Below are 25,036 nucleotides of genomic sequence, written 5' to 3'. Positions count from 1 at the left end.
TCCGTCATGGAAACTCACAATTATAGTATAATAATGAATATAAAATCGCTTCATATCATTGGTCTCGTAGTCTTGTGTATTTCATTCCAATCATTTGCACAGGAAACAAAACCTATTGATCACGTAAATATCTTAATGGGTACAGACTCAAAGCCCAGTTTATCTAATGGTAATACCTATCCAGCAATTGCTTTACCATGGGGGATGAATTTCTGGATGCCACAGACTGGAAATATGGGCAGTGGGTGGGCATATACTTATACTGCAGATAAAATTAAAGGATTCAAACAAACTCATCAGCCTTCTCCATGGATGAATGACTACGGTCAATTCTCCATTATGCCAATGACCGGTAAGCCAATATTTGATGAAGAAGAACGAGCGAGCTGGTTTTCTCACAAATCTGAAATTGCTAAACCTCACTATTATAGCGTGTATCTTGCAGACCATGATATTATTACAGAAATCACACCTACAGAGCGTGCGGCTAGATTTAGGTTTACATTTCCAAAAACCGATAGTGCTTATGTGGTAATCGATGGATTTGATAAGGGATCATATATTAAAATCATACCAGATGAACAAAAGATCATAGGCTATACTACAAAAAACAGTGGGGGTGTTCCAGACAATTTTAAAAACTATTTTGTGATTTCATTTGATCAGCCTTTTGAGGGCAGTGGAATCTGGAATAATGGAGCATTTGATTTTAACTCAGATGAAATAGCGTCAGATCATGCAGGTGCTGTGGTTCGATTCAAATCAGCTCAAAGAGGTCAGCAATTGAACGCTAAAGTAGCATCATCCTTTATCAGTTTTGATCAGGCACTTTTAAATTTGGAGGAAATTGGAAATCGAGATTTTGAATCCGTAAGACAAAGCGGTGAAGAAATTTGGAATCGAGAATTAGGGAGAATTAATGTATCAGGTGGTTCTATAGACCAAATAAGGACTTTCTATTCCTGCTTATACCGAACACTTTTGTTCCCAAGAAAATTCTACGAAATTGATGAGAGTGGAAATGTAATGCACTACAGTCCCTACAATGGCGAAGTGCTCTCAGGTTTCATGTTTACAGATACGGGGTTTTGGGACACTTTCAGGTCATTATTTCCATTTCTCAACCTTATGTATCCTAGCCTTAATGCACAAATACAGGAAGGTCTTGTCAATGCTTATAAAGAAGGTGGATGGCTTCCAGAATGGGCTAGTCCAGGGTATAGGGATATAATGGTAGGAAACAACTCCGCTTCTGTAGTTGCAGATGCATACTTAAAAGGTGGCTCAGGATACGATATCAATACGCTTTACGAAGCGGTACTCAAAGGTGCTGAAAATGAGGGGCCATTGAGGGCTGTTGCAAGAGCTGGAGCATCATATTACACAGACTTAGGCTATGTACCATACGATGTGGGAATTCATGAAAGTGCAGCAAGGTCATTGGAATATGCCTATGATGATTTTGCAATCTATCAATTGGCTAAAAAACTAAATAGACCAAAAGATGAAATAGAAAAATTTGCTTTAAGAAGTCAAAACTATAGACACCTGTTTGATTCCGAAAGTGGTCTGATGAGGGGGAAAAATAAGAATGGAGATTTCCAATCACCATTTAACCCATTCAAATGGGGCGATGCTTTTACTGAGGGAAACAGTTGGCATTACACATGGTCTGTTTTTCACGATATAGCTGGTTTAATAGATTTGATGGGAGGACATGATCGCTTTATAAGTCAACTTGATACCGTTTTTTCTTTACCTCCTATTTTTGATGAAAGCTATTACAACAGTGTCATTCATGAAATCCGGGAGATGCAAATTGCAAATATGGGCCAATATGCTCATGGGAATCAACCAATCCAACACATGATCTATTTATACAATTATGCGGGAGAACCATGGAAGTCACAGTTTTGGGTAAGAGAAACTATGGATCGGATGTATTCGCCTATACCAGATGGATATTGTGGTGATGAAGACAATGGTCAGACCTCAGCTTGGTATGTTTTCTCTGCAATGGGTTTTTATCCAGTCTGTCCAGCAACTGATGAATACATTATTGGTGCACCTCTGTTCGAAAAAATCAACTTAACCTTAGAGAATGGGAAAAAAATAGAAATTGAAGCAAAAAATAACAGTAGGCAAAACAAATACATACAAAGTATGAAGGTCAATGGAAAGAAATATTCTAAAAATTGGCTAAGCCATGATGCTTTGATGAAAGGGACAAAAATAAAGTTCACCATGAATGATGTTCCCAATAAGGAAAGAGGTATTTCAGAATCTGACTTCCCCTACTCTATATCAAAGGAACTGGATTTGATTCAAAATGATAAAACCACGAAGAATTAATAATCTAAAAAACTAATAGCAATCTTAAAATCAAATTATCCTATTATAACCAAAAATTAAATTTCATGTATAATAAACCTTTGAATGGAATAATAGCCATTATTATAGCTTGCTTTACAGCAACCGCTTGTGCTCCTTCAAGTGCCCAAATGGAGGATACTGGAGCTTCACTTAGAGCTCCAGCATTTCCATTGATTACCATAGACCCATATATTAGTGCCTGGTCTACATCGGATAACCTTTATGATACCCCCATCAAGCATTGGACTGGAAAGAATCACTCACTTATAGGTGCTATTCGAGTAGATGGAAAGGTTTATAGGTTTCTGGGAAAAGAAGATATTCCGCTTGAGCCTATTTTACCTAATGCACAGTATGAGCCTTGGAGCGCAAAATTTGTCACAGAAAAGCCAAATGATGGATGGGAAAAACCAGATTTTGATGAAGCCTCTTGGAAATCAGGTCAAGCAGCTTTCGGAACTCCAAATACAGGTGACACCCAGACTTCATGGGAAACTGACGAAATTTGGGTCAGGAGAGCATTTGAAATAGAGGATGCATATGCAAATAGTGATCTTTATTTAGTTTATTCTCATGATGATGATTTTGAGTTGTATTTCAATGGTGAAAAAATTGTAGACACAGGGAATCGTGCTAAAAGTAACATTATCCTAAAGCTTGATAAAAGCCTTATCAAGCCAGGGCAAACAAACATTATTGCAGCTCATTGTTTAGATCGAGGTGGACTTGCATATGTTGATTTCGGTATATTCAAGGAAAGTGATATCAAACCTATATTTGGTGAATCGGCGATACAGAATGATGTAAAAATCACTGCTACAAAAACCAAATATAAATTTACATGCGGCCCTATAGACCTAAAAGTTGAATTTGTTTCTCCACTTATAATGGATGATTTAGATATCTTATCTCGTCCAGTAAACTATATCAATTATAGCACGACTTCCAATGATGGTGCAGATCACGAGGTTCAGATTTACTTTGAAGCTACTCCAGAATGGTCTGTAAACGAACTCAATCAAGAAGTTGAAGTCACAACTGGTCAAATTGGAAATGTCAAGTATGCCAAATCTGGCACAATCGAGCAGCCAATCCTTAAGAAAAGTGGTGATAATGTGAGAATTGATTGGGGATACTTCTACTTAGCTACTCAAGAGTCGGATAGCAAATCTGTTTCCATTGGAGACTTTGTGAGTGTAAAGGAACAATTTATAAATGAGGGAACAATCCAAAATGAAAAAAAGCAATTAAACGCTGTTATGTCTAAAAAAATGCCTGTCATGAGTATTACAGAAAATCTTGGAATAGTAGGTTCCAATTCTGAATACGGTTATGTAATGGTTGCCTATGATGATATAGAATCGATTCAGTATTTTGGTAACAACCTAAAAGCCTGGTGGACTCAAGATGGAAAGGTATCTTTCAATGAGGTGCTACAAGCATCTGCAGACGATCACAAAGAAATTTTAAAGCGTACAAACAGCCTTGATGAGCAAATCTACAACGAAGCTTTAAATGTTGGCGGGGAGAACTATGCAAGATTATGCCTCTTAGCTTACAGACAATCTATCGCCGCACATAAATTAGTCAGGGACAATAAAGGAAACATGCTGTTCTTATCGAAGGAAAATTTTAGTAATGGATCTATTGGAACTGTTGATGTAACCTATCCTTCAGCACCGCTATTTTTGAAATATAATCCTGATTTACTTAAGGGTATGCTCAACCCTATATTTTACTATTCCGAAAGTGGTAAATGGACAAAACCATTTGCAGCTCATGATGTGGGAACTTATCCTCATGCCAATGGTCAAACATACGGTGGAGATATGCCTGTGGAAGAGTCTGGTAACATGCTGATACTTACCACAGCAATAGCTGTGAAGGAAGGAAATCCAAAGTATGCCGAAGAACATTGGGAAACACTTACTACATGGGCCAATTATCTTATGGAGAAAGGATTAGACCCAGAAAATCAACTTTGTACTGATGATTTTGCTGGTCATTTTGCTCACAATGTCAATCTATCCGTAAAAGCCATAGTTGGAATAGCTGGGTATGGAAAACTAGCTGAAATGTTAGGTAAAAAAGATATCGCAGAAAAATATACCAATGAAGCTAAAAGAATGGCAAGAGAATGGATGAAAATGGCGGACGATGGAGATCATTATCGTTTGACTTTTGACAAGCCAAACACTTGGAGTCAAAAGTATAATTTGGTTTGGGATAAATTACTGGATTTGGAAATTTTTCCAAAAGAAGTTGCTCAGAAGGAAGTGGCTTACTACTTAACAAAGCAGCATAAATTTGGTTTACCTCTTGATAACAGACGGACCTATACCAAATCAGATTGGGTAATTTGGACTGCAACTTTGGCAGATGATAAGGAAACCTTCCAGCAGTTTATTAATCCTTTGTATGATTTTGTTGTTTCCACTCCAGATCGAGTTCCGATGACTGATTGGTATGAGACTCCAGATGCAGCTCAAGTAGGCTTTCAAGCCAGATCTGTTGTCGGTGGATACTTTATTAAAATGCTAGAATAATACTAAAAAAAAGTGAATAGCTTATTGAAGTTTGTATGGGTTCGGATAATCTGAACCCATTACTTTTTTATACCTTATCATAAAAGACTCTAGTTTAATCTTAGCTTCATCATGATGTTTCAATTTGTGAAACGATTGAACCTGATAATTAATAGCAATTTCACTCAAGGGGTCAATGTTGAATATGGCATCTGCTATTGCAATTGAATCTTTATATTCACCATTTGTAAAGCTTTTTTCTATAGCAAGAAGCAAATATGGCTCGAGTTCCTTTTCAATAGTATCTTTAAAGGAGTCGAATATTGGATGATCAAAAAAATGTAGAAATTTTCCTTTCCCAATGATCTCAATCATCTCTCTACGAGCATCCGAGTTACCTGGTAAGCCTACAATTTCATGACATCTGAAATAATCGCAATAAAACTCATCAGTGTATACAATTTTGAAATGTCCTTTTTCATAAATAAGCTCAATTCCATCAAGTTCATTTAGTGCCTTTCTTAAATTATTGATTGATACACCCCTAGAGTTTTTAACTTTATTTGCTGGCTTATCTGGCCAAAATACATTACTTAGGTACTGAGAAGTGATGCCGCTTTCTGAAATACTATATTGAATAACTAAGCATAATATTTGTTTAAGTTGCGTGCTAAACATATAGGTAATATCCCTATTCTTGCGATCCCTGACGGTGAATTCTCCAAACAAATAGATTGCATTCGGTCTATAGTATCTTTCTACAGGTTTGAATTCCAAAGCATTACTTGGTAATATGACTTGATTCTCTTCTATAGCCTTAAGTCTTCGCTTTTTGCGAATAAGAAGGATTGTACCTACTGAAATTATTGCGAAAATTAAAACGCCTAGAATTTGATACAATAATGATTTTGAATTTGGTTGTTGAAATGACGCTAATTGTTGAGCAGTAACTGGAGGAAAAGCTAATGAATAGACTTTCAACTCAGAAGAAATATCATCATCAAATTCTTGTACCAAGGCATATAAATTATTTAACCCTTGATCATAATACAGATTTGCATGGGTATTTATTTTATCAGAAAATATTGGAATTGAATCTCCTAATATTTCGAAACTTCCATCAGAAATTGAAAACTTGTATAACCTCAGTTTTGATTCTGAGAAATGCTCAGGATAGCAAAGTGTATAAAAATAGTTTTCATCTAAAAGAACCATACCACGTACAGGTACCATATTGTCATTTTCCCATGGGATTTCCCACAGTTTTGTAACTTCATTTGTGCTTAAGTTCACTTGATACAAATCATAATAATATCTCCTTCCTACAGTCTGTTCACCAGATTCATTGCCCATTCCACCAAATACATAAAGAGAATTATTTTTTTCCAAATAACCCATAGACGAAAAATAGCGAGGAGAAATCAAATCTCCGGTAAACCCATCTAAAACTCCCCAATCATTATCTTGGTATTTATAGACATAGAAATTTTTACTGTAGTGCATGTTTCCAAATCCACCAAAAATAGTATAATCTTGTGTATTATTATTATAAAATGTACCATGATGATGTAATTGGGTCGGTAATTGACTATCATTTTTAACTGTCCAAGTTAGCGTTTCCAAATCAAGCTTCGCAAAAGTAGAACCACTGTAAGGCACGTCATAGTAAACTTCATATGCATTGAGGGTATTATCTATGTAATCAATATAATTCGTTCCTAGTTTTAATTGAACTGGACATTGCTCTTCAAAAATCTTCAAAGACAATTGGCCTGACCTGACATTGTAGAATTGAATAGAATCTTTATTGAAATAAAGGATATCTTTAGTTATTGGATTATAATTCGAACCTGCTACTGATTGTGAATTGAAACTTTTAAGATATTTCCAATGATAAGCGTCATTCATCATCCATTCAGGATTCAGTACTCTCCCCAATACTTTATTTTCTATCTCGTGTACGACACTTCCTTCAACTTCTTTCAACGGGAAAATGTATTTTGTTTCATTACCTACCATAAGGTTTTTAATTGCAAAGGAAGGTACATCAATAATATGATCACTTTTGCCAAATAGAATAACTGGAGTATACTTTTCTGGTAGTTGAGGACTTGCAGCATGAAAAGTTTGATCATGAATTGTCATGTCTATAAATTTTTCTTGGAGATTAAATTGAACCTTTATGTCAAACCAATGAAGATCCAGCAACTCCTCCTTATTCATTCTAGCAACAGTTAATACACTTGTCCCTTCTTCGCTTAAAGTAAATACCAAATCACTACCTTCACCATTATAAAAAAGATTAAAGACTTTATTCGAGTCCTTATTTTTGATCCTAAAAATATAGCCAATTTCAGTTGAAGGATATAATGATAAACTAAAATTCAAGTCAAATTTATCAACAAAAGCTATGCTTTTGTCCCCAAATACATCATATGAGGTACGTTGATTTATAGGTTGATCACTACTTTGAAACATCAAACCTCCAGGTGATTGATCTTGAGCAAATAATTTTCCAGATCCTAAAAGGACAAAAACGCTCGAAGCCAAAAGGTTAATTAACCAATATTTTATTTCACTTGAATAATCTTCATGTATCACTGTTAATAGGGAATTTGTTGGTTAGTTTGGAAAGAACAAAGTAAACCAAAATATTTAATCTGGCAATTATAAATCAATTTAGCCATTTCCCTATTACAAAAAAAACTGCCACAATATCTGTGGCAGCCTTTAACGTCTAATTCATCAACAACTCAATTAACTGTGCTGGAGCATGAATTTCCTTGACATGCTCATCAGCTATCTCTTTTTGGAGCTGATATTCGAGTTCAAATATTAACCCCATTACAAACACCTTATCCATTTTTAAATCTTGGTCAAATCTCGCAAACTTTTTCCTGCCAGTAAGGACAATTCCATAATCATGGAAAACTCTAGATATTGTTTTTAATTCTTTATATCCTTTCATGATTTACATTTTTAAATAATCAAAACTTAAGTTGTTTGACAAGATGTATACTTCCATTGAGAAGACGTATAGTTGCCCAATCTTGTCTTACTAGTTTTCAGGATTTTTAATAAATAAACTATAAACTTAACTTTTATTAATATCTCATTTGATCAAACATACTCAGCAGCTTCTGATTCAAATTCCTCAATTGGAGTATCTTCTAGAATAATCTCTTTCTTTCCTCCTTTACCTAGTTTTGCCATCAATCGATCAAACAAATAGTAGATTACTGGTACCACAACCAAAGTCAAGAACATAGATGATATCAACCCACCTATAATCACCCATGCGAGCCCATTTTTCCATTCCGAACCGGCTCCACTCGCTAAGGCTATTGGAAGCATACCAAAAACCATCGCAAGCGTAGTCATCAAAATGGGTCTAAATCGTATTTCTACTGCTTTTACCAAAGCCTTCTTTACCTCAACACCTGCTTCCTTGAGCTGATTGGTAAAGTCAACCAGTAGGATTGCATTCTTAGCAACCAGACCCATCAGCATGATCAAACCCATGATACTGAATATACTTAATGTTCCTTTGGTCAAGGCCAAGGCTAAAAAAGACCCGATCAATGCCAATGGCAAAGAAAACATCACCACCAAAGGATACACATAAGAGTCATACAAGGCCACCATAATCAGGTAAATCATCAAAATAGAGGCTATCAATGCAAGTCCCAAACTTCCAAAACCTTCCGATTGATTCTTCATTTGACCTTCATAGTTGATCTCTACTTGATTTGGAAGATCTAAAGCTGCAACTCTCTTACTTACTTCTGCACCTACATCTCCTGTAGTAAATCCAGCTACTTGTGATGATACATTCACTGAAGGTACCCTATCTCTCCTTTCCAATCGTGTCGCACCCTCTGTCTGAACGATGGTAGCAAACTGTCCTAATTTGATCAATGATCCTTTGTTATTGAGTAAGGTAACATCTTCTAAATCAGAAATTGACTTTCGGTCAAAGTCATTTAACCTTACCAAAATATCATATTCATATTCTCCATCAGTGTACTTTGAATCATCATTTCCGTTGAATGCTACTTGCAGTGCACCTCCTACCACATCCATGGTTAATCCAAGTTCATTCATTTTCAATCTATCTACCTGCACCTGAAGTTCAGGATTGCCTTCTTCTAGAGATGAAGTCACTTTTCTTGTCCCTTTGATTTCTTCCAAAATTTCTTGAATCTGATAAGACGTCTCATAGACATCAGTACGCTCTGGCCCTGATACCACTACTTGAATAGGTGACTCATCTGCTGTTCCTAGGACAGAAATAGGTACTGCGGTATATTCTGCTCCATCTAGATGTTCTTCGAGATAGTTTTCTACCCGCCTAGAAAGCTCGGGAGCGGTAAAACTCCTATGTTTAGCATCTACCAATTTGACGGCTACTTCAGCTGTGTACGGAACTGATTGTGAGCCTGTAAGTGAACCACTTGTCACCCCTACCGTTGAATATATTTGTGTAACTTCTGGAATGGAGCTTAGGTATCGCTCTACCTCTTGAGTTTTGAAATTGGTCTGTTCTAGCGTGGCATCTTTGGGAAGTTCCACCCTTATGATGAATTCACCTCTATCCCCTTGACTGACGAATTCACTTCCTATAAAGCCATTGGTCACCAACAAAAAAGATGAGAAAAACAAAACAATGGTCATCACGATAAGTGCAAGTTTATTTCTAAAACCCCAATTCAATATTTCGACAAGCCATGCAACAAAAGCATCTAGCCCCTTTTCAAAACCATATATGATCTTACCAAAAAGAGAATCAGGATTTAAATGCTCCAATTTTGAGAACCTAGAAGTCAACAATGGGATCAAGGTAAACGCAACAATCAATGATATCAGGGTAGCTGTAGCAACTGTAATCGCAAATTGTGTCAAAATTCCAGCAATCAGACCACCTGTCATTGCCAAAGGAACGAATACTACCACAATCACCAAAGTAATAGAAACCACAGTAAATCCTATCTCTCTAATACCATCATAGGAAGCTTGAGCTATGCTTTTCCCTTTCTCCAAATGCCTATAAATATTCTCTATCACCACAATCGCATCATCAACGAGAATACCTACTACAAGAGACAAAGCCAATAAGCTCATCAAGTTCAAAGTGAACCCAGCCAAATACATCACTGTGAATGTGGCTATGATTGATGCTGGTACTGCGATCATCACAATGATTGCATTCCTGATACTGTGTAAAAACAATAGCATGATAAAGGCTACTAACACGATAGCTATTACCAAATCCATAATCACATGGTTTGCCGCTTCTAGTGTAAAAATTGAGCTGTCTTGATAGGTCTCGAAAACCAACCCTTCTGCCTTGAATGTTTCTTCAAGCTTTTTGAGTTCTTGGTTGACTACGTCTGATACTTCTACGGCATTGGCATCGGATTGCTTTTGGATAGTCAGGCCTATGGCTGCGTTTCCATTGAGTCTTACGAGGATTTCTGTGTCTTTGAAATCATCCCTTACCTCTGCAATTTCTTTTAGATAAATAGGAGACTCATCTGTTCTGTAAGCTATGGCCAAGTTTTTCATCTCTTCAATTGAAGAGAATTTCCCAGCAAGTCGAATCAGTATCTGAGTATCTTCATTTTTAATTTTACCAGTTGGAAAATCAAGGTTAGAGGTTTTGAGTACTTGTACTACTTGAAGTGGAGAAATACCAAATGCTTCAAGCTTGTTTCTATCCAAACTGACATTGATCTCTCTTTCTGTTCCACCTAACATGTTCACTTGGGCGATTCCTTGAATCTTGGATAGTGAAGGAAGTACCCTGTTTTTGACCAAATCATAAAACTGAGCTGGATCAAGATCAGCGTATACGGCCATTTGCATAATCGGAAGATCTGCAATATCAAATTTGCCTATACTTGGCCTTTCGGCAGACTCGGGTAAATCATTGAGTATTTTATTGATCTTTTGACTTGCATCTTGTACGGCAAAATCTATATCAATATCACCTTCCATCATGATCGTAACGACAGAAACACTCTCCTGAGACAAGGAGTTTATATTTTGGATACCTTCTAGGGAAGCTAAAGCATCTTCAATATGCTTGGTCACGGATGTCTCTACCTCCGAGGGGGCTGCACCAGGGTATATTGTTGTAACAGTGAGTACATTTTGCTCAAACTTGGGTAATAGCTCATAAGAAAGCTGATTGTAAGAGAACAAGCCAAGTAAGGTAAGTACGGTAAAAAGCACAACAACTAGTGTAGGCCTTTGTATAGATAGTTTGGTAATTTGCATGATTACTGAACTTTTACTTTTGTTCCTTCTTTGATATTGATCAATCCTGAAGAGATAACTTCATCACCTGAATTCAATCCTTCTACTACTTCTACAAAGCCGTCTTTAAGTGGGTTGATTTGAACTTTTCTATAGGCTGCTTTATCATTGTTGATGACATATACTCCAGGTTCTTTGAGACTTCCCACGATAGATTTCCTGCTTAATTGTAGTACATTTTCTTCTTGAGCAAATTCAAATGAGGCAGTTCCATACATTCCTGGTTTGATTTTCTCAACGTCTCCTTGATTAACCAAGATCCTCACTTCATACTTGAAAGCTGCATCAGCCTTTTCTGAAATGAACTCGACTTTTCCTTTGAACACTTCGTTGGGAATCGCATTGGCTGACAAGGTAACTTCTTCTCCAAGTTTGATCCTAGCTATTTCGCTTTCTGAAACTTGAACGCGAAGCTTCAAAGGATTCTTGTTGATTAAGTTGACCACAGGCATACCAGGATTCAGAAGAGTACCTGTTTCATAAAAGTCTTCATTGATAAATCCTGCTATTGGCGCCTTGATATTGGTATCATCGAGACGTTTCTCTAATGCGATGAGCTGATTTTCGGTGATTTGAAAGGACATCTCTATGTCCTCAAATTGCTTTCTGGTAATGGCTTCCGACTGAGCCAAATTGGTATATCGCTTTAGGTCTCGCTCGGATTGGTCTCTGTTCAATTTTGTGATATTATATTCTGACCTGATCAGTCTATCATCTATCTGAATGATTACCTCTCCTTTCTTCACATAATCTCCCTTTTTCTTGAAGATTTGTACAACTTTGCCACTAGCTTCTGACATGACTTGAAGCTCTTGAAAGGGCTCAAAGACTCCATTGGATGTGAAATTCCTAACAATTGACCTTGGTTGTACTTTTTCAGTCGTCACAGAGATATAGTCACTTGTTTTCATGGCGATTTCTGCAGTCTCATTTAGCTCGACTTTATTGTTGTACAAAGTATATGCTGTGGCGGCCACTCCACTGAGGAGTAAAACGACAATGATTAGTTTTTTCATTTTTATAGATTGATAAGGTTTTTGATATTACCGGTCGATTTTAGAATTTCCAGTTGGGCAATTCTCACTTGGATGATTTGATTATTGTAGTTGCTTTGTGCAGCTCTTAAAGTAGATTCTGCTTCAAGGACATCAGTAAGTGGGCTAATTCCTTCTTTGTATAAAAGCTCTGTCTCTTCCATTACTTCTTTTGCCAGTTTTAAATTTTCATGCAAAGCATTCAGCGTATGTATAGAATTGAAATATTTACTTGTTGCGCTGTGATAATCCAAGTTGGCAGATTCTTCAGCCATGGCAATATCATACTCCAGCTGTCTGGCCTTGACTTTGGATTGAGCAGCTTTAGATCTATTGACAAAGCCATCAAAAATGGGGATATCTAGTTTTAAGCCAACCAAAAAACCCTGATACCAACTTTTGCTTTGGCTGAACCAATCGAAGCTATTTCCGAAAGAGTTTGTATTAAAATCTGCAAACCCAACGAGCTGTGGCTGATTTGTAGCTCTTATATTTTTTAATTCATAATTGTATAACTGCTGCTGAACTGACAAAATCTGAAGGTCTTTTCTTCTTCCCAAATCAAGATCTTCAAGTTGAAAGCCTGGAAGATCATTGTCCTTTTCCCCAATCTCCAAATTCAAGGAAATGGGTGTATCTACTGGAATTCCCATTAGTAAATTGAGGTATCCTTTACTTCTTTCAATATTGATATCAAGATTCTCAAGCTCACTTTCTAAGCTTGTCAAATTGACCTTCACACGATTCAAATCGACTTTTCTACCCAACTCGTTTTTGTATTGAGCATGTAGTATTTTTTCTAAACCTTCCAATTGGTCAATATTTGCTAAAAGGTTCTCCCTTTGGAGCTCCATCTGAACTGTACTGAAATAGTTTAGCGAAATATCATAGATCACATCTTCCTCTGTTTGCTGAGAAAGTAGCTTATAAAACTCCTCTCCTGTTCTTGCAGCTTTTAATCCCACCAAATAGGAATTACTGAAAATCAGTTGGTTCAATTGGGCTCCAGCTTGTATTGATTGTGGTACACCAAATGCCACCACATCAATACTTCCAGGGGTTCCTCCGAAGAATTCACCTGGAAGCGCCTGCGGAAAAACATTGATAAAGTTTCTATACTGCCCATAGCCATTTAGCTGCGGAAGACCTGCACCTCTGATTTCATTTCTTTGAAATCTTGCACTTTCTTCATCCAAATAGGCCTTTTTCAATGATCGGCTATTTTCTAAACCTATTTTCAGACTTTCTGAAAATGTCAATTTGCCCTGACTTGGCCCCTGCATGTCCTGTTGAGCTTCCAGCTGTATTGGGCTGATCAAGAACATTGCGTAAAATAGATACTTCCGTAACATAGATTTAATTTATATAATATTATTAAAATGTAGTTGGTTCTGAAAATAAAGAACTAAAATTTCAAATTTTTTTAGCTCCCCTTTTGCTGCTTATATTTTTCGATAAGAACAGGAATTTCCATTTTTATAAATTTGATAAAATTCAAAAACTCTTTCAATGAACAATTAAAATCTGCATTGGTCTCTCCTCTTTCTACCAACACTTCTTCCAATACTTCTTCAAACTTGACTATTTCCATCAATTCTTTTTCCATATCACTGGTGAAGTCTTTCATCGGTAAGTGAAAATATCGCTTTCTATCTCCTGGCTTGGTATGATAAGCCACTTTACCAGTTGCTTGGAGAAAAGTAAGTGCATTACTCACTGCGCTTTTACTTACATTAAGTTCTTCAACGATTTCATCAAAAGTAACTTCTGCACGCTCATGCACCAGCATTAAGCCTAGTATCCTTCCGAATAAGGGTTGCATTCCTTTAAATTCAAAATGTACCCCTATCTTCTCTATCAATGCCCGCTTTTTCTCACTTAATGCCATAGGTTATTTTGTTAAAATATAGTTGATCAACATCACCTTGATAAGGATTGCTGTAATGTTCATAGGTCTATAACGGCACAAATATAATTAAGTTTTTTTAATTCTGTAATTACAGAACCAAAATTTAAAATATTTTTCCCCTTTCGATTTTTTCAAAGTTCTCTTTCCATTACAACGTATTCTAAACCAGACTTTTCAAAAGTTTTATTTGTAGTGCTTAATCCAAAGTTTGAATAAAAGTCAACCTTAGATGCACGTGCATTACACCAAATTCTAGATAAATTTTGCTTTTGTGCAAAGCCTATCATATAGACTAAAAGTTTGCTTCCATACCCTCGCCCTTGATAATTTGGCAATGTGGCAAACTTTCTAAATTGCGCTCCATCAGCTTTTTTGAAGATAGAGACAACTGAAATGAGCTTTCTATCTACAAACAATCCAAGATGTGTTGCTTGATCATCACCTGGCACCCTAACAAAATCGAGATCCTTGTCTGGCCACATGGCCACATGCCTTATGGGTAAAGCTTCATTTAGGGTTATTTCTTTAATTAGCATGTTCTATTGGGTTATTTTAGGTTTGGGTTTGCAAAATAAGAGAATAAACTTAAGTTCCACAGAAAGTTTGATACCCTAAATCTCCACCTACAGGTGGAAATTTATAAGCGGTAAATTTTTCATTGTTGTGGTATGGGTTGCTTATTATTTTTAACAACTCCTCAAACTGATCAAAATCGTTTGATTGACTTGCCTTGCTTAGTGCCGATTCTACCATGTGATTCCTCGGAATAAAAACTGGATTGTAGCCCTTCATTTTCTCAATTGCTTGATCCAATGCTCGCCCTTCAATGGTTGCTCTATACATCCAATGAATACTCCACTCTTGAAACTCAAAGCTATCAAGAAGCGAAGAATCAAAATTTTCTCTATTAGCTATTGCTAAAAATGTATTGGTATAGTCTGCGCTATATTTATGCATCATGTGCAGCAAATCATCTATCAAATGCTGATCTGCATCTTGTGCTCCCTCCCAGCCTAGCTTATTTCTCATCATATTAAGCCACTTGGATTCATATATTTTGGGAAAGGAATTGATAACTGCTTGGGCCATCTCTACGGCCTGCTTTGGATCTGGATGAATTTGATCTAAGAGCGCTATGGCCAATCTAGAAAGATTCCATTGAGCGATCCTAGGCTGGTTACCAAATGCGTACCTCCCTTGGGTATCAATAGAACTAAAGACTGTCTGCGGATCATAGCTGTTCATAAAAGCGCATGGCCCATAGTCAATCGTCTCTCCAGCTATACTCATGTTATCGGTATTCATTACGCCATGAATAAAACCTACTCTCATCCAATTGACAATCAAATCAGCCTGAACTTCCATCACTTTCTTGAGTAATTCCAAGGCATGATTTTCTGTCTCTTCTAACTCAGGATAATGCCTACGAATAGCATATGCTGTCAAAGCCTTTTGATCTTCGATAGTCCCGTATTGATAGGCATATTCAAATGTCCCAACACGAAGGTGACTTTTAGCTATCCTTGTCAATATACCACCTTCTTGCTCCAACTCTCTTTGTACTTTTTCGCCTGTTTTTACCACAGCAAGGGATCGCGTGGTGCTTATTCCCAGGTGATACATAGCTTCCGAAATCAAATATTCTCTAAGCATCGCAGCAATAGTAGCTCTTCCATCCCCTCCCCTAGAGTAAGGCGTCCTACCTGACCCTTTGAGTTGAATATCTACTATTGACTGACCTTTGGTCAAAAACTCTCCTAGCAAAACAGCTCTGCCATCACCAAGCATGGTAAAATTCCCAAACTGATGCCCAGCATAAGCTTGCGAAATGGGGTTGGTATCACTAATTACCTGATTCCCTGAAAGAATAGAAACCCATTTCTCTTGATTCATTTTAGGTAAATGAACGCTATTGGCCAATGAATCATTGAATATCAATAGGCTTGGATTTTTAACAGCAACAGGTCTTTGATAAGAATAAAACTTGTCTGGTAAGTTTGTATAATGGCTTTGAAGTTGTAAAGAAAGCATCTTTTTGGTAATAGGTTGAGCCTTTTTGTTCAGGTAAATTGTGAAAGTCGAATTTCTTCAAATTGTACTTTAGGAACGTAGACTTTCTTATAATGATTCAATTATGTTAGATGAAGTTTACCTTATGGGATTTTTGATAAAGAAAACATAACATCGAAATCAAAACATAATTTATGTGCTTATCTAACTTTATTGCCCGTAATGAGCAAGAGTCTTTAAGAATGTTACTGATCAAAAACCAAAAACAGTTTGAATCTATCTTCAATGAATATTGGGAGACTTTATATCAAGCTGCATACATACGTATCAAAGATCAAGCAATCACTGAAGATATTGTTCAAGAAGTTTTTATAGACCTTTGGCAGAGAAGATCAGCTATCACTATAAAAAGCTCACTTAAAGCCTACCTCCTGACTGCAGTTAAGTATAAGGTACTTAAGTACTTCAAAGTCACAAGTAAAGCTTCATTCGAAGTATTAGAAAGTATTGATGAATTGGCCGAAGAGACAGAGAACACTGAAAATTTTGAGATTCTTTATAGCCAATTAGAAGTTGCCATTGAGAAACTAAGTCCAAAATGCCGTTTGATTTTTCGCCTCAATAAAATAGAAGGATTGAGTACAGAAGAGATCGCCGTAAAGTTGAACCTATCAAAACAAACTATACACAATCAATTGAGTAAATCTCTCGCCTTGGTAAGAAGTGAAATGAAGCATGCAGCTCCTATTCTATTAGCTTTATTAAATGCCTAATTATTTTTTGTAAAAGCAATTTGTTTTGTGTTTCTGCAAAAAACATTTGTGTTGCATTGTCTGATGGATCATAATCGCTGCGCAAAGCAAACAATTCTCTAATTTTTTGATAAAAACTTTTTATTTAGCTCTTATCTCTGGAATTCGTTCTAGAAATTCATAAAAATAATGGAGTCTTCCGTCAGGATTCTTCAGACGTTAATCATCCATTAAAAAGCCTTTTATAGGATAATCATTTAGATGTTTGTTTGTCCAAATCCTGAATTGAGTGCCACCCTTGCTTCGCACCCTAAATCCAATTGCCAATACCATATCGAGCGAATAAAAAGTAACCTTGTAGTCTTTACCATCAAAGGCAGTTATTCGAAAATTTCGAATAACTGAATTTTCATCCTTCCAGGCTATCTTTATCATTCGCTATTTTAGTTAGCCTATTTTATATATCTCAAAAAACTGTGTTTGTAATATTTGCCTTCTCTTTACACATCATATTTTCTCTACATTAAGTCCTAGGACTTACAATTAACTTTTTGATAACCTCAAAACATGGTAATCACAGACCACTTTGGGAACATATTGGTAAGAAACCAAAAATATGCACCAAAATATATTAAGACTTTTACACAAGCTTTTTCAAGGAAAAGCTAATCCCGATGAGATTGAACAGATCAATAAATGGTATGAGGCTTTTGATAAGGAAGAAGATACGAGTATCACAGATCATCAAAACAGGACCAAAACTCAAATCAAAGCAGCGCTTTATCAAAATATCCTTCAACGCATTGATCATAAAAAAGCAAATCGTAGAAGAGTAATAAGATTGATCACAACTTTGGCTGCGTGTATTTCCATTGGTTTTTATGGACTGTTTAACATACTCAATCAGACAGAAGCTCAAGAAAACATGCTTATCCATGAAGTCCTTACTTTTTCTAATGAAGAAGGAATGATCAAAATGATCAAGTTACCTGACGGGTCCAAAGTGTATTTGCATCATAACAGTGAAATTGAAGTCAACCCTGATTTTTCGAATTCAAGAAGCATTTCTTTAAAGGGAAAAGCCTTCTTTGATGTGGTGCCAAACCCAAGCCTTCCATTTGTGATCAAGACAGAGAACCTTGAAACCAAGGTATTGGGTACATCTTTTAGCATCAGTGCTTATCAAGGAATGCCAGAATCTGTTGGGGTCAAAACTGGAAAAGTAGCGGTAAGCTCAAATGATAACCAATATCATGAGCTAACTCAAAATGATCTACTCCAATTTGAAAGCGCTAAAGTAGCGCTTTCCAAAATCCAAAAGCCTGATTTATTCTTTGGCTGGACAGAACAGACCCTTGTGCTGATCGACTCCGACATAGATAGCTTGGTAAAATCAATTGCAGCATGGTACGGTGTATCTGTTGCTTACGAAAAGCCGAATCAACACAATTGTAAGGTTACTGGCACTTATCAAAAGTTAAGCTTAGATGAGATGCTTCAAGCGCTAGAATTTATTATCCCACTCCAATATGAAATAAATGGTAAAGAAGTAAACATCAATTTCTCTGAATGCAAATAGGTGGAGTCGGTGCAACGACCCCACCATAAATACCCATGATTTAGTCTTAGTCAAAACTTAAACACGAATGTTCAAAATTATGAAAAAAAACTTACCCAGCTTATTTAAGCGAATAAAACAGAGGGCAATGTTGATTTGTTGCTTTCTGGGTTTATTGCAAAATTTTGCAATAGCAGCCAACACCAATGCTCAACAGCTTTCCAAAGTCATTATCAATCTGTCACAGAATAATCAAAAGGTAGAAAACCATTTCAGAGATATAGAATCTCAATCCAGCTTCAAGTTTTCTTATCAGTCTGGAACCAATTTGAAATCTGAAGTAAGTATTTCTAAGAAAGAAATGCCTCTAGATGAATTGCTCCAAGAAATAGCAACAAAAAGCAACTTGCGATTTAAGCAAGTCAACCAAGTCATAGCGGTCAATCAAGTAGCATCTACTCAAAATGAGCAACTTGTGATTGTCAAAGGAAGGGTGATAGAAGAGCTTACAGGAGAAGGACTTCCAGGGGTCAATGTGGTGATTCAAGGTAAAAATAAAGGAACTATTACTGGAATGGATGGTGAATACAGCATTTCAGTAGAGGTTGGTGATGTTTTGATATTTTCTTACGTAGGTTTCAAAAGACAAGAATATGTCATCGGAAATGAAACTACAATTGATGTTACCCTTACTGAAGATGATTCGCTTGCAGAGATAGTAGTCACTGCACTGGGAATCAAAAGAGAGGAAAAAGCACTTGGATATGCTTCTACAACTGTTAATGGCGAAGAACTTACTGATGCACTTCCTAACAATTGGAGTGATGCGCTTACTGGTAAAGTTGCAGGTCTTAATTTGATCAAATCTGGTGGTGGTCCAGCTGGTTCTACACAGATTATACTAAGAGGGGAAACTTCCCTAACTGGTGATAACTCAGCACTTATTGTAGTAGACGGTGTAGTGATTTCAGGAAGTAGTGGTCAGCTAACTGGCCAAGGAAGTGGTTCATATTTAAGTGCTGACTCACCCGTTGACTTTGGTTCAAGTCTTTCGGATATCAATCCAGATGATATAGCTAGTGTAACAGTACTCAAAGGTCCAGCAGCAGCGGCATTGTACGGAGCAAGAGGTGCCAATGGTGCTATCATGATCACTACAAAAAGCGGTAGCAGTACACAAACCAAAGGTCTAGGAATCACTTTTTCTTCCAATACAGCCTTTGACATGATCAATAGGTGGCCAGATTATCAAAACGAATATGGTCAAGGAAATGTGGGAGGAGATCTGTATTACAGCTATGGAGCGACAGAGGATGGACCTAGCACCTACTCTACCAGCTCAGCTTGGGGACCAAGATTTGACGGACAGTATTACTATCAATACAATCCAGATTTTCACAGACTTGCTCCTCCCGAAAGGACGCTGTGGCAAGCTTATCCAAATAACAGAAGAGCGTTTTTTGAAACTGGTAAAACATTTACAAACAACCTTGCCATACAGGGCGGGAATGCTAGAACGAGGACGAGGCTTTCATTTACAAACATGAGAAATGAATGGATCGTACCAAACACTGGTTATAACAGAACTACAGTCGCATTTAGCTTGAACCATGATATCACTGATAAATTAAGCATCAGCACTAAGGTAAATTATAACTACAGACAATCTGACAACTTACCTACCACAGGTTACAATAATCAAACGATTATGTACTTTATCAGAGGTTTGGTTCCCAATGCAAATATGGACTGGTTTAGAAATCCCTGGGTTCCTGGACAAGAAGGAGTTTTGCAAAACAGGCCATTCTCTAATTTACTAGATAACCCCTACTTACAGGCTTATGAAATGCTCAATGCTTCAGAAAGAAACGGGTATGTAGGAACGGCGCAAGCATATTACAGTTTCACAGATGAGTTGAAACTAATGGTAAGGACTACCATAGACATGATGTATGAGTCTAGAAGTCAACAAAGACCAATGGGAACTCAAAAGTTTGTCGATGGAATGTACAGAGAGCAAAATATATATGCGCATGAAATCAATTCAGACTTCCTTCTTTCTTACGATTACAAGCGGAATAAAGCTTTTGACTTTAGCATGTCAGTAGGTGGTAGTTTGATGAAAAATACCTACAAAAAGGACGAGTATAGAGCAGAGAGACTTCTTTTTCCAGGCATCTACAGCTTTGCCAATAGTAAAGATGTATTGATTTCTCTTCCTTTCAGAAGAAACTATGCAGTAAACAGCTTGTATGCTTTAGGTACCTTCAGTTATAAGAATGTTTTGTTCCTTGATGTCACCGGCAGACAAGATTGGGCAAGTACATTGGCATCGCCTGTCACAGGAAATGTATCTCCTTTCTTTTATCCTTCTGTCAACCTGAGTGCGATCCTATCTGATGCGATCAACATGCCAAGACAAATTGATTACCTTAAACTTAGAAGCTCTTATGCCTCTGTCGGAGGAGGTGGTACCACGGCATATTTGACAGATTATTCATATGGAGCTTTGGCCACTTTCCCAGGTGGGTTGACTAATCCAGGAGCAATACCTGATCCCAACCTAAGCTTTGAAAGAACCAGAAGTTATGAGATTGGTACAGATATGAAAATGTTCTCTAATAGATTTGGTCTGGATGTGACTTTATACCACAGCAACTCTTTTGATCAAATCTTGAGTACACCAGTAGATCCAGCGAGTGGTTACAATTCCAAGATTGTGAATGCAGGAAATGTACAGAACCAAGGGATAGAGATCGAATCATATGTAGTTCCTATAAGCATAAAAAATGGCTTGAATTGGAGAGTATATGGAAACTTTACACACAACATGAGTAAAGTTATTGCCCTTGCAGATGGAATGGAAAACATGGTACTGGGGACGGTTTTTGGCAGCCGAGGTACAGTGGAAGCTAGACCAGGTGGACGTTTTGGAGACCTATATGGTCTTGGCTATGAAAGAGCTCCAGATGGACAGATTTTGTATGAAAATGGCTACCCTGTTCTGGGAGATTCTATCTTGTTTTTAGGAAATGCTACTCCGATTTACAGATTTGGATTTGGAAATGAGTTCAAGTATAAGCAATTCAGGGTTTCTATACTATTTGATGGACAGTTTGGAGGTGAAGCTTACTCTTTGACACATGCTGTGCTTATGGAAGAAGGAAAATTGAATAAAACCCTACCCGGTAGATACAATGGCATCATTGGAGACGGTGTCATTGCAAACGGAGATGGTACCTATAGACCCAATGATGTAGTAGCTACGTCGATCAGAGATTACTACTTCAGACATTTCAATAGAGATAACTTAGAATCTAATATTTTCAGTACTGATTATATCAAGCTTCGAGAGATGAGGGTGGATTATAAGATCCCTCAAAAATACCTGCAAAGGTTAATGCTTCAAAATGCGACTGTTGGGGTTTATGGTAGAGACCTGTTTGTATTCACTCATTGGCCTTCATTTGATCCAGAGTTTGGAACCCTTGGCAATGGGGACATATCCAAAAGTGCTGAGATTGCACAGTTCCCTTCTACCCGTACGATAGGTTTCAATATATCCCTAGGCATTTAATATTCGAGATCATGAAAATCAAATCAATATACAAATCAATTTCAGCAGCTTTGATTATAGCTGTGACCGCTTCGTGTACTGCAGATTTTGTGGACATGAATATCAATCCTAATACTTCTGTAGTAGCCAATCCTGAATCGCTACTTGCCCCTACCCTTCACGACTTGGTTTGGAGAAATCAAAATCGTGCCATTAGGCTTACAAATGAAATCATGCAAGTGCATGTGACTACAGTGGACTCAAGAGAATTTCACAGGTATTTTATCAGACCTACAGAATCTGACTACATGTGGCGCAACTGGTACCTTAAGCTTACAGATATCAAGGATATCTATAACAAAGCTGAAGAGACCCGTACTGATGGTTTTGAAACTTTCAAGGGATTATCTAGGGTACTTGAGGCTTGGACCTTTTCACTACTCACAGATATGTTTGGAGATATACCATATTCAGAAGCAAATCAAGGAAGGATAGGAAACGTTACACCTATTTTTGACCCACAGCGCGATGTATATTTTGGACTATTCGAATTACTTGAAGAAGCCAATACCTTACTGGCTACTAGTGGTAATCTACCAGGAACTTTAGCAGAATATGACCCTTTGTATGAGGGAAATGCTTTATTATGGAGAAAATTTGGGAATTCAATATACTTAAGGCTTTTGCTGAGAGCATCAGATAAAGCAGAGGTAAATGCCGCTCAAAAGATCCGAGAAATCATTGAAAACCCTAGTCAGTATCCCATTTTCAATAGTCCATTAGAGTCTGCAGTTTTACCTTTAGGAAGTCAGCAGCCTTTGACAAGTGCTTTTTGGAACTTTAGAGATTTTGATTTCAATGGAGACAAAGGTTATACTGAATTCTTCATCAACAACTTGAACTCTTGGCAAGACCCAAGACTACCTATATGGTCTACTATGGCTTCAGGGATCTATGCAGGAATCCCCAGCGGCTGGTCTTCCGGACAAATTCCCGAGCGCCAGAGTACTTTACAGGTTGGGTTGAAAACTGACCCTAGGATGGGAAACATCATTAACCATGCTGAAGTACAATTTATACTCGCTGAATCAGCATTAAAAGGATACATCAATGGTAATCCACAAGACTACTATGAATCAGGAATTATAGCTGCACTTGCACATTGGGATTTAGAAGCTCCAGAAGGGTTTTTAGAAAGACAATTTTTGGCATGGGAGGATGATTGGACATTTGACGAAAAGATGGATGCTATTCTTAAGCAAAAGTATTATGCACTCTTCTTTACGGATTTTCAACAATGGTATGAACACAGGAGAACTGGTCACCCAATTTTGATTCCAGGAGAAGGAATGCTAAACGGAGGAAGGATGCCGGCTAGATTTGGCTACCCAATCAATGTTCAAGCTTTGAATGCCAGAAATTATAATGAAGCGATTCAAAGGATGGGACCTGACAATATCAATACTAAAGTTTGGTGGAATACTGAAGATTAATCTTAAATACCATGAAAAAATATTCAATCCTAAGTCTATACATATTGAGCGGCTTGCTCATCTTATCTTCTTGTCTCAAAGAAGACGATAATCCAGCCAGTGGCACTCCAAATCCAGTTGCTGCGCTTCCTGTAGTTCACAACCTATACAAAGGCGAGTCATTAGAAATCACCCGTGAGAGCCTATTTGGAGCTTACATCACACAAGGATATGTTATATCAGATCAAAGTGCTGGAAATATCCCCGCTGGTCAACTTACAATCAGCTACAACTGGAGAAGTGTCAACAGGGGTTTGACTTTGTTTCTCTCTCCAGAGGTAGCAGCAGGATATGAACCAGGAGATTTTATTGAAGTTAACTTAGAGAATACCAGGTTAGAAAGAGTGAATGGAACGCTAGGCGTTACAGGTCTTCAGAGTACACAGATCAGTCGTATAGATAGTAATAATTCTCTTGATGTTGCTGCATTGGATATCGCTAGGCTCAAATCTAATTTTTCTCAATTCGAAAATACACTCGTGATGGTTACGGCTGATCTTGTAGAATTTCCTGAGAATGGAAAGACACTTGCTGGACGCACCATGATCGTAGATGGAAGTGGAGAGTCTGTAGCAATCTATGTAGATCCTGCGGCTGATTTCAGTGACATAAGACTTGCTCCAAGCGCATCTTTTAGAGGAATTGCGTTTCAAGGTGAGGAAGGTATCGAAATACGATTGAGAAATGCAGCCGATCTTGTAGAGCCAAGTGGCCCTCTGTACTTAGGCTATCCTGAAGATTATGAAGATCCTGTAGCATCTACCAAGCCAAGCTATAACATGGTCGCTATAGACAATATTGTAGAATTGAAAACTGGTCCATGGCAGATGTTCCAATCGATTCTGGGAGATATTCAGAACAGAGACCGCCATGTTAGTGGTATTCAAGCGGTAAGATTTCAGCAAAATTTGACGGTGTCGGCTTTCCTAGAAATGAAATATGATCTACCAAAAGGAGCTTCAAAAGTTACTTTCTGGTACGGTTCATACTTTAACGATCAAGGTTGTACTTTCCAATTGGAGTATTCCACAGATCAAGGTGAAACTTGGGAAATCGTGGGCGAACCTATTACAGACGCTCATACTTTTGCAACAAGTGCGATTGCTAAGCAAGCTTCTTTTCTTGTAGATATTCGAGAACCAGTAAGGTTTAGGATCAACAAACTTGGACTTGGACCAAGCAATGGTACTACTGTCCGAAATGGAAGGTTAGGCATAGACGACTTTGCAGTTTATGAAAACTACTAATTTATGGATCATTTAACGGCTAAATATTCATAATACCATAAACAAATTGGCTTTTCTTCTATCTGGAGAAAAGCCAATTTCGTAAAGCCAAAAACTAAAGCCTAAAATCTATAAATTAGAAGAATTTCATCAGTACTAAATACTATATTAATCTAATTTTTAACACTATAACAACCTTGATATAAACCTTAAATTTAACATAGTGCTACATTTTAGATGGGC

At 37.3% G+C, this 25,036-nt stretch carries 17 protein-coding genes; 7 read left to right on the top strand and 10 right to left on the bottom strand.

From position 1 onward, the window contains the following. Positions 1-33 precede the first annotated feature (33 nt). Both MM239_RS03860 and MM239_RS03855 read left to right on the top strand, forming a co-directional pair. Positions 34-2,352: a GH92 family glycosyl hydrolase gene (locus MM239_RS03860; protein ID WP_241346746.1), complete on the top strand. Its 2,319-nt coding sequence runs from the start codon at positions 34-36 to the stop codon at positions 2,350-2,352. A 65-nt stretch (positions 2,353-2,417) separates the two neighbouring features. Beyond that, positions 2,418-4,919, top strand: a complete 2,502-nt coding sequence (locus MM239_RS03855; RefSeq protein WP_241346743.1) for a glutaminase family protein — start codon at positions 2,418-2,420, stop codon at positions 4,917-4,919. Positions 4,920-4,940: 21 nt separating this feature from the next. Here the strand turns inward: MM239_RS03855 and MM239_RS03850 are convergent, their stop codons facing one another. From MM239_RS03850 to MM239_RS03815, 8 genes are all read right to left on the bottom strand, one after another. Further along, a complete protein-coding gene (locus tag MM239_RS03850; protein ID WP_241346742.1) occupies positions 4,941-7,448 on the bottom strand; it encodes a Kelch repeat-containing protein in 2,508 nt (835 codons plus the stop codon). Positions 7,449-7,635: 187 nt separating this feature from the next. Beyond that, positions 7,636-7,866: an acyl carrier protein gene (locus MM239_RS03845; RefSeq protein WP_241346740.1), complete on the bottom strand. Its 231-nt coding sequence runs from the start codon at positions 7,864-7,866 to the stop codon at positions 7,636-7,638. A gap of 152 nt (positions 7,867-8,018) precedes the next feature. Beyond that, positions 8,019-11,177 (bottom strand): efflux RND transporter permease subunit, encoded by a 3,159-nt coding sequence (locus MM239_RS03840; RefSeq protein ID WP_241346739.1) that lies wholly within the window; start codon positions 11,175-11,177, stop codon positions 8,019-8,021. A gap of 2 nt (positions 11,178-11,179) precedes the next feature. Beyond that, on the bottom strand, positions 11,180-12,232 hold the full coding sequence (locus MM239_RS03835) for an efflux RND transporter periplasmic adaptor subunit (protein ID WP_241346737.1): 1,053 nt from the start codon (positions 12,230-12,232) through the stop codon (positions 11,180-11,182). A 2-nt stretch (positions 12,233-12,234) separates the two neighbouring features. Beyond that, entirely contained in the window at positions 12,235-13,602 is a 1,368-nt protein-coding gene (locus tag MM239_RS03830) for a TolC family protein (RefSeq protein ID WP_241346736.1), read from the bottom strand. A 71-nt stretch (positions 13,603-13,673) separates the two neighbouring features. Continuing rightward, positions 13,674-14,138, bottom strand: a complete 465-nt coding sequence (locus tag MM239_RS03825; protein ID WP_241346735.1) for a GbsR/MarR family transcriptional regulator — start codon at positions 14,136-14,138, stop codon at positions 13,674-13,676. 152 nt (positions 14,139-14,290) lie between these two features. Beyond that, positions 14,291-14,695: a GNAT family N-acetyltransferase gene (locus tag MM239_RS03820; RefSeq protein ID WP_241346734.1), complete on the bottom strand. Its 405-nt coding sequence runs from the start codon at positions 14,693-14,695 to the stop codon at positions 14,291-14,293. A gap of 49 nt (positions 14,696-14,744) precedes the next feature. Next, entirely contained in the window at positions 14,745-16,190 is a 1,446-nt protein-coding gene (locus tag MM239_RS03815; protein WP_241346733.1) for a protein adenylyltransferase SelO, read from the bottom strand. A gap of 173 nt (positions 16,191-16,363) precedes the next feature. Here MM239_RS03815 and MM239_RS03810 point away from each other — a divergent pair, with 173 nt between their 5' ends. Then, positions 16,364-16,942 (top strand): RNA polymerase sigma factor, encoded by a 579-nt coding sequence (locus MM239_RS03810; protein ID WP_241346731.1) that lies wholly within the window; start codon positions 16,364-16,366, stop codon positions 16,940-16,942. Here the strand turns inward: MM239_RS03810 and MM239_RS20970 are convergent. Together MM239_RS20970 and MM239_RS20965 are read right to left on the bottom strand one after the other, a co-directional pair. Further along, a complete protein-coding gene (locus MM239_RS20970; RefSeq protein ID WP_262918436.1) occupies positions 16,914-17,027 on the bottom strand; it encodes a virulence RhuM family protein in 114 nt (37 codons plus the stop codon). The two genes, MM239_RS03810 and MM239_RS20970, sit on opposite strands and share 29 nt — an antisense overlap. A gap of 113 nt (positions 17,028-17,140) precedes the next feature. After that, positions 17,141-17,356: a virulence RhuM family protein gene (locus MM239_RS20965; protein WP_262918433.1), complete on the bottom strand. Its 216-nt coding sequence runs from the start codon at positions 17,354-17,356 to the stop codon at positions 17,141-17,143. 181 nt (positions 17,357-17,537) lie between these two features. On the opposite strand from MM239_RS20965, the gene MM239_RS03800 reads away from it, so the two are divergent. The 4 genes from MM239_RS03800 (at position 17,538) to MM239_RS03785 (ending at position 24,814) form a co-directional block, all read left to right on the top strand. Then, positions 17,538-18,500, top strand: coding sequence for a FecR family protein (locus MM239_RS03800; protein ID WP_241346729.1), 963 nt, complete (start codon positions 17,538-17,540; stop codon positions 18,498-18,500). Positions 18,501-18,579: 79 nt separating this feature from the next. Continuing rightward, positions 18,580-22,056 carry a SusC/RagA family TonB-linked outer membrane protein gene (locus tag MM239_RS03795; RefSeq protein ID WP_241346727.1) on the top strand — a complete coding sequence of 1,159 codons (3,477 nt, stop codon included), beginning with the start codon at positions 18,580-18,582 and terminating at the stop codon, positions 22,054-22,056. 11 nt (positions 22,057-22,067) lie between these two features. Next, a complete protein-coding gene (locus MM239_RS03790; RefSeq protein ID WP_241346725.1) occupies positions 22,068-23,528 on the top strand; it encodes a SusD/RagB family nutrient-binding outer membrane lipoprotein in 1,461 nt (486 codons plus the stop codon). 11 nt (positions 23,529-23,539) lie between these two features. Beyond that, positions 23,540-24,814: a DUF5689 domain-containing protein gene (locus tag MM239_RS03785; protein ID WP_241346723.1), complete on the top strand. Its 1,275-nt coding sequence runs from the start codon at positions 23,540-23,542 to the stop codon at positions 24,812-24,814. The last annotated feature ends 222 nt before the right edge of the window (positions 24,815-25,036 follow it).

It is taken from the genome of Belliella filtrata (genome assembly GCF_022549775.1).
Lineage (GTDB): Bacteria > Bacteroidota > Bacteroidia > Cytophagales > Cyclobacteriaceae > Belliella > Belliella filtrata.
Note: the sequence above shows the minus strand (reverse complement) of the source record. Positions and strands in the feature narration are given on the sequence as shown.

Excerpts from the sequence above, each read along its gene's own strand:
- MM239_RS03860 (WP_241346746.1), top strand. The coding sequence starts at position 34 with ATGAATATAAAATCGCTTCATATCATTGGTCTCGTAGTCTTGTGTATT.
- MM239_RS03855 (WP_241346743.1), top strand. The coding sequence starts at position 2,418 with ATGTATAATAAACCTTTGAATGGAATAATAGCCATTATTATAGCTTGC.
- MM239_RS03845 (WP_241346740.1), bottom strand. The coding sequence starts at position 7,866 with ATGAAAGGATATAAAGAATTAAAAACAATATCTAGAGTTTTCCATGAT.
- MM239_RS03840 (WP_241346739.1), bottom strand. The coding sequence starts at position 11,177 with ATGCAAATTACCAAACTATCTATACAAAGGCCTACACTAGTTGTTGTG.
- MM239_RS03835 (WP_241346737.1), bottom strand. The coding sequence starts at position 12,232 with ATGAAAAAACTAATCATTGTCGTTTTACTCCTCAGTGGAGTGGCCGCC.
- MM239_RS03830 (WP_241346736.1), bottom strand. The coding sequence starts at position 13,602 with ATGTTACGGAAGTATCTATTTTACGCAATGTTCTTGATCAGCCCAATA.
- MM239_RS03825 (WP_241346735.1), bottom strand. The coding sequence starts at position 14,138 with ATGGCATTAAGTGAGAAAAAGCGGGCATTGATAGAGAAGATAGGGGTA.
- MM239_RS03820 (WP_241346734.1), bottom strand. The coding sequence starts at position 14,695 with ATGCTAATTAAAGAAATAACCCTAAATGAAGCTTTACCCATAAGGCAT.
- MM239_RS03815 (WP_241346733.1), bottom strand. The coding sequence starts at position 16,190 with ATGCTTTCTTTACAACTTCAAAGCCATTATACAAACTTACCAGACAAG.
- MM239_RS03810 (WP_241346731.1), top strand. The coding sequence starts at position 16,364 with ATGTGCTTATCTAACTTTATTGCCCGTAATGAGCAAGAGTCTTTAAGA.
- MM239_RS20965 (WP_262918433.1), bottom strand. The coding sequence starts at position 17,356 with ATGATAAAGATAGCCTGGAAGGATGAAAATTCAGTTATTCGAAATTTT.
- MM239_RS03800 (WP_241346729.1), top strand. The coding sequence starts at position 17,538 with ATGCACCAAAATATATTAAGACTTTTACACAAGCTTTTTCAAGGAAAA.
- MM239_RS03795 (WP_241346727.1), top strand. The coding sequence starts at position 18,580 with ATGAAAAAAAACTTACCCAGCTTATTTAAGCGAATAAAACAGAGGGCA.
- MM239_RS03790 (WP_241346725.1), top strand. The coding sequence starts at position 22,068 with ATGAAAATCAAATCAATATACAAATCAATTTCAGCAGCTTTGATTATA.
- MM239_RS03785 (WP_241346723.1), top strand. The coding sequence starts at position 23,540 with ATGAAAAAATATTCAATCCTAAGTCTATACATATTGAGCGGCTTGCTC.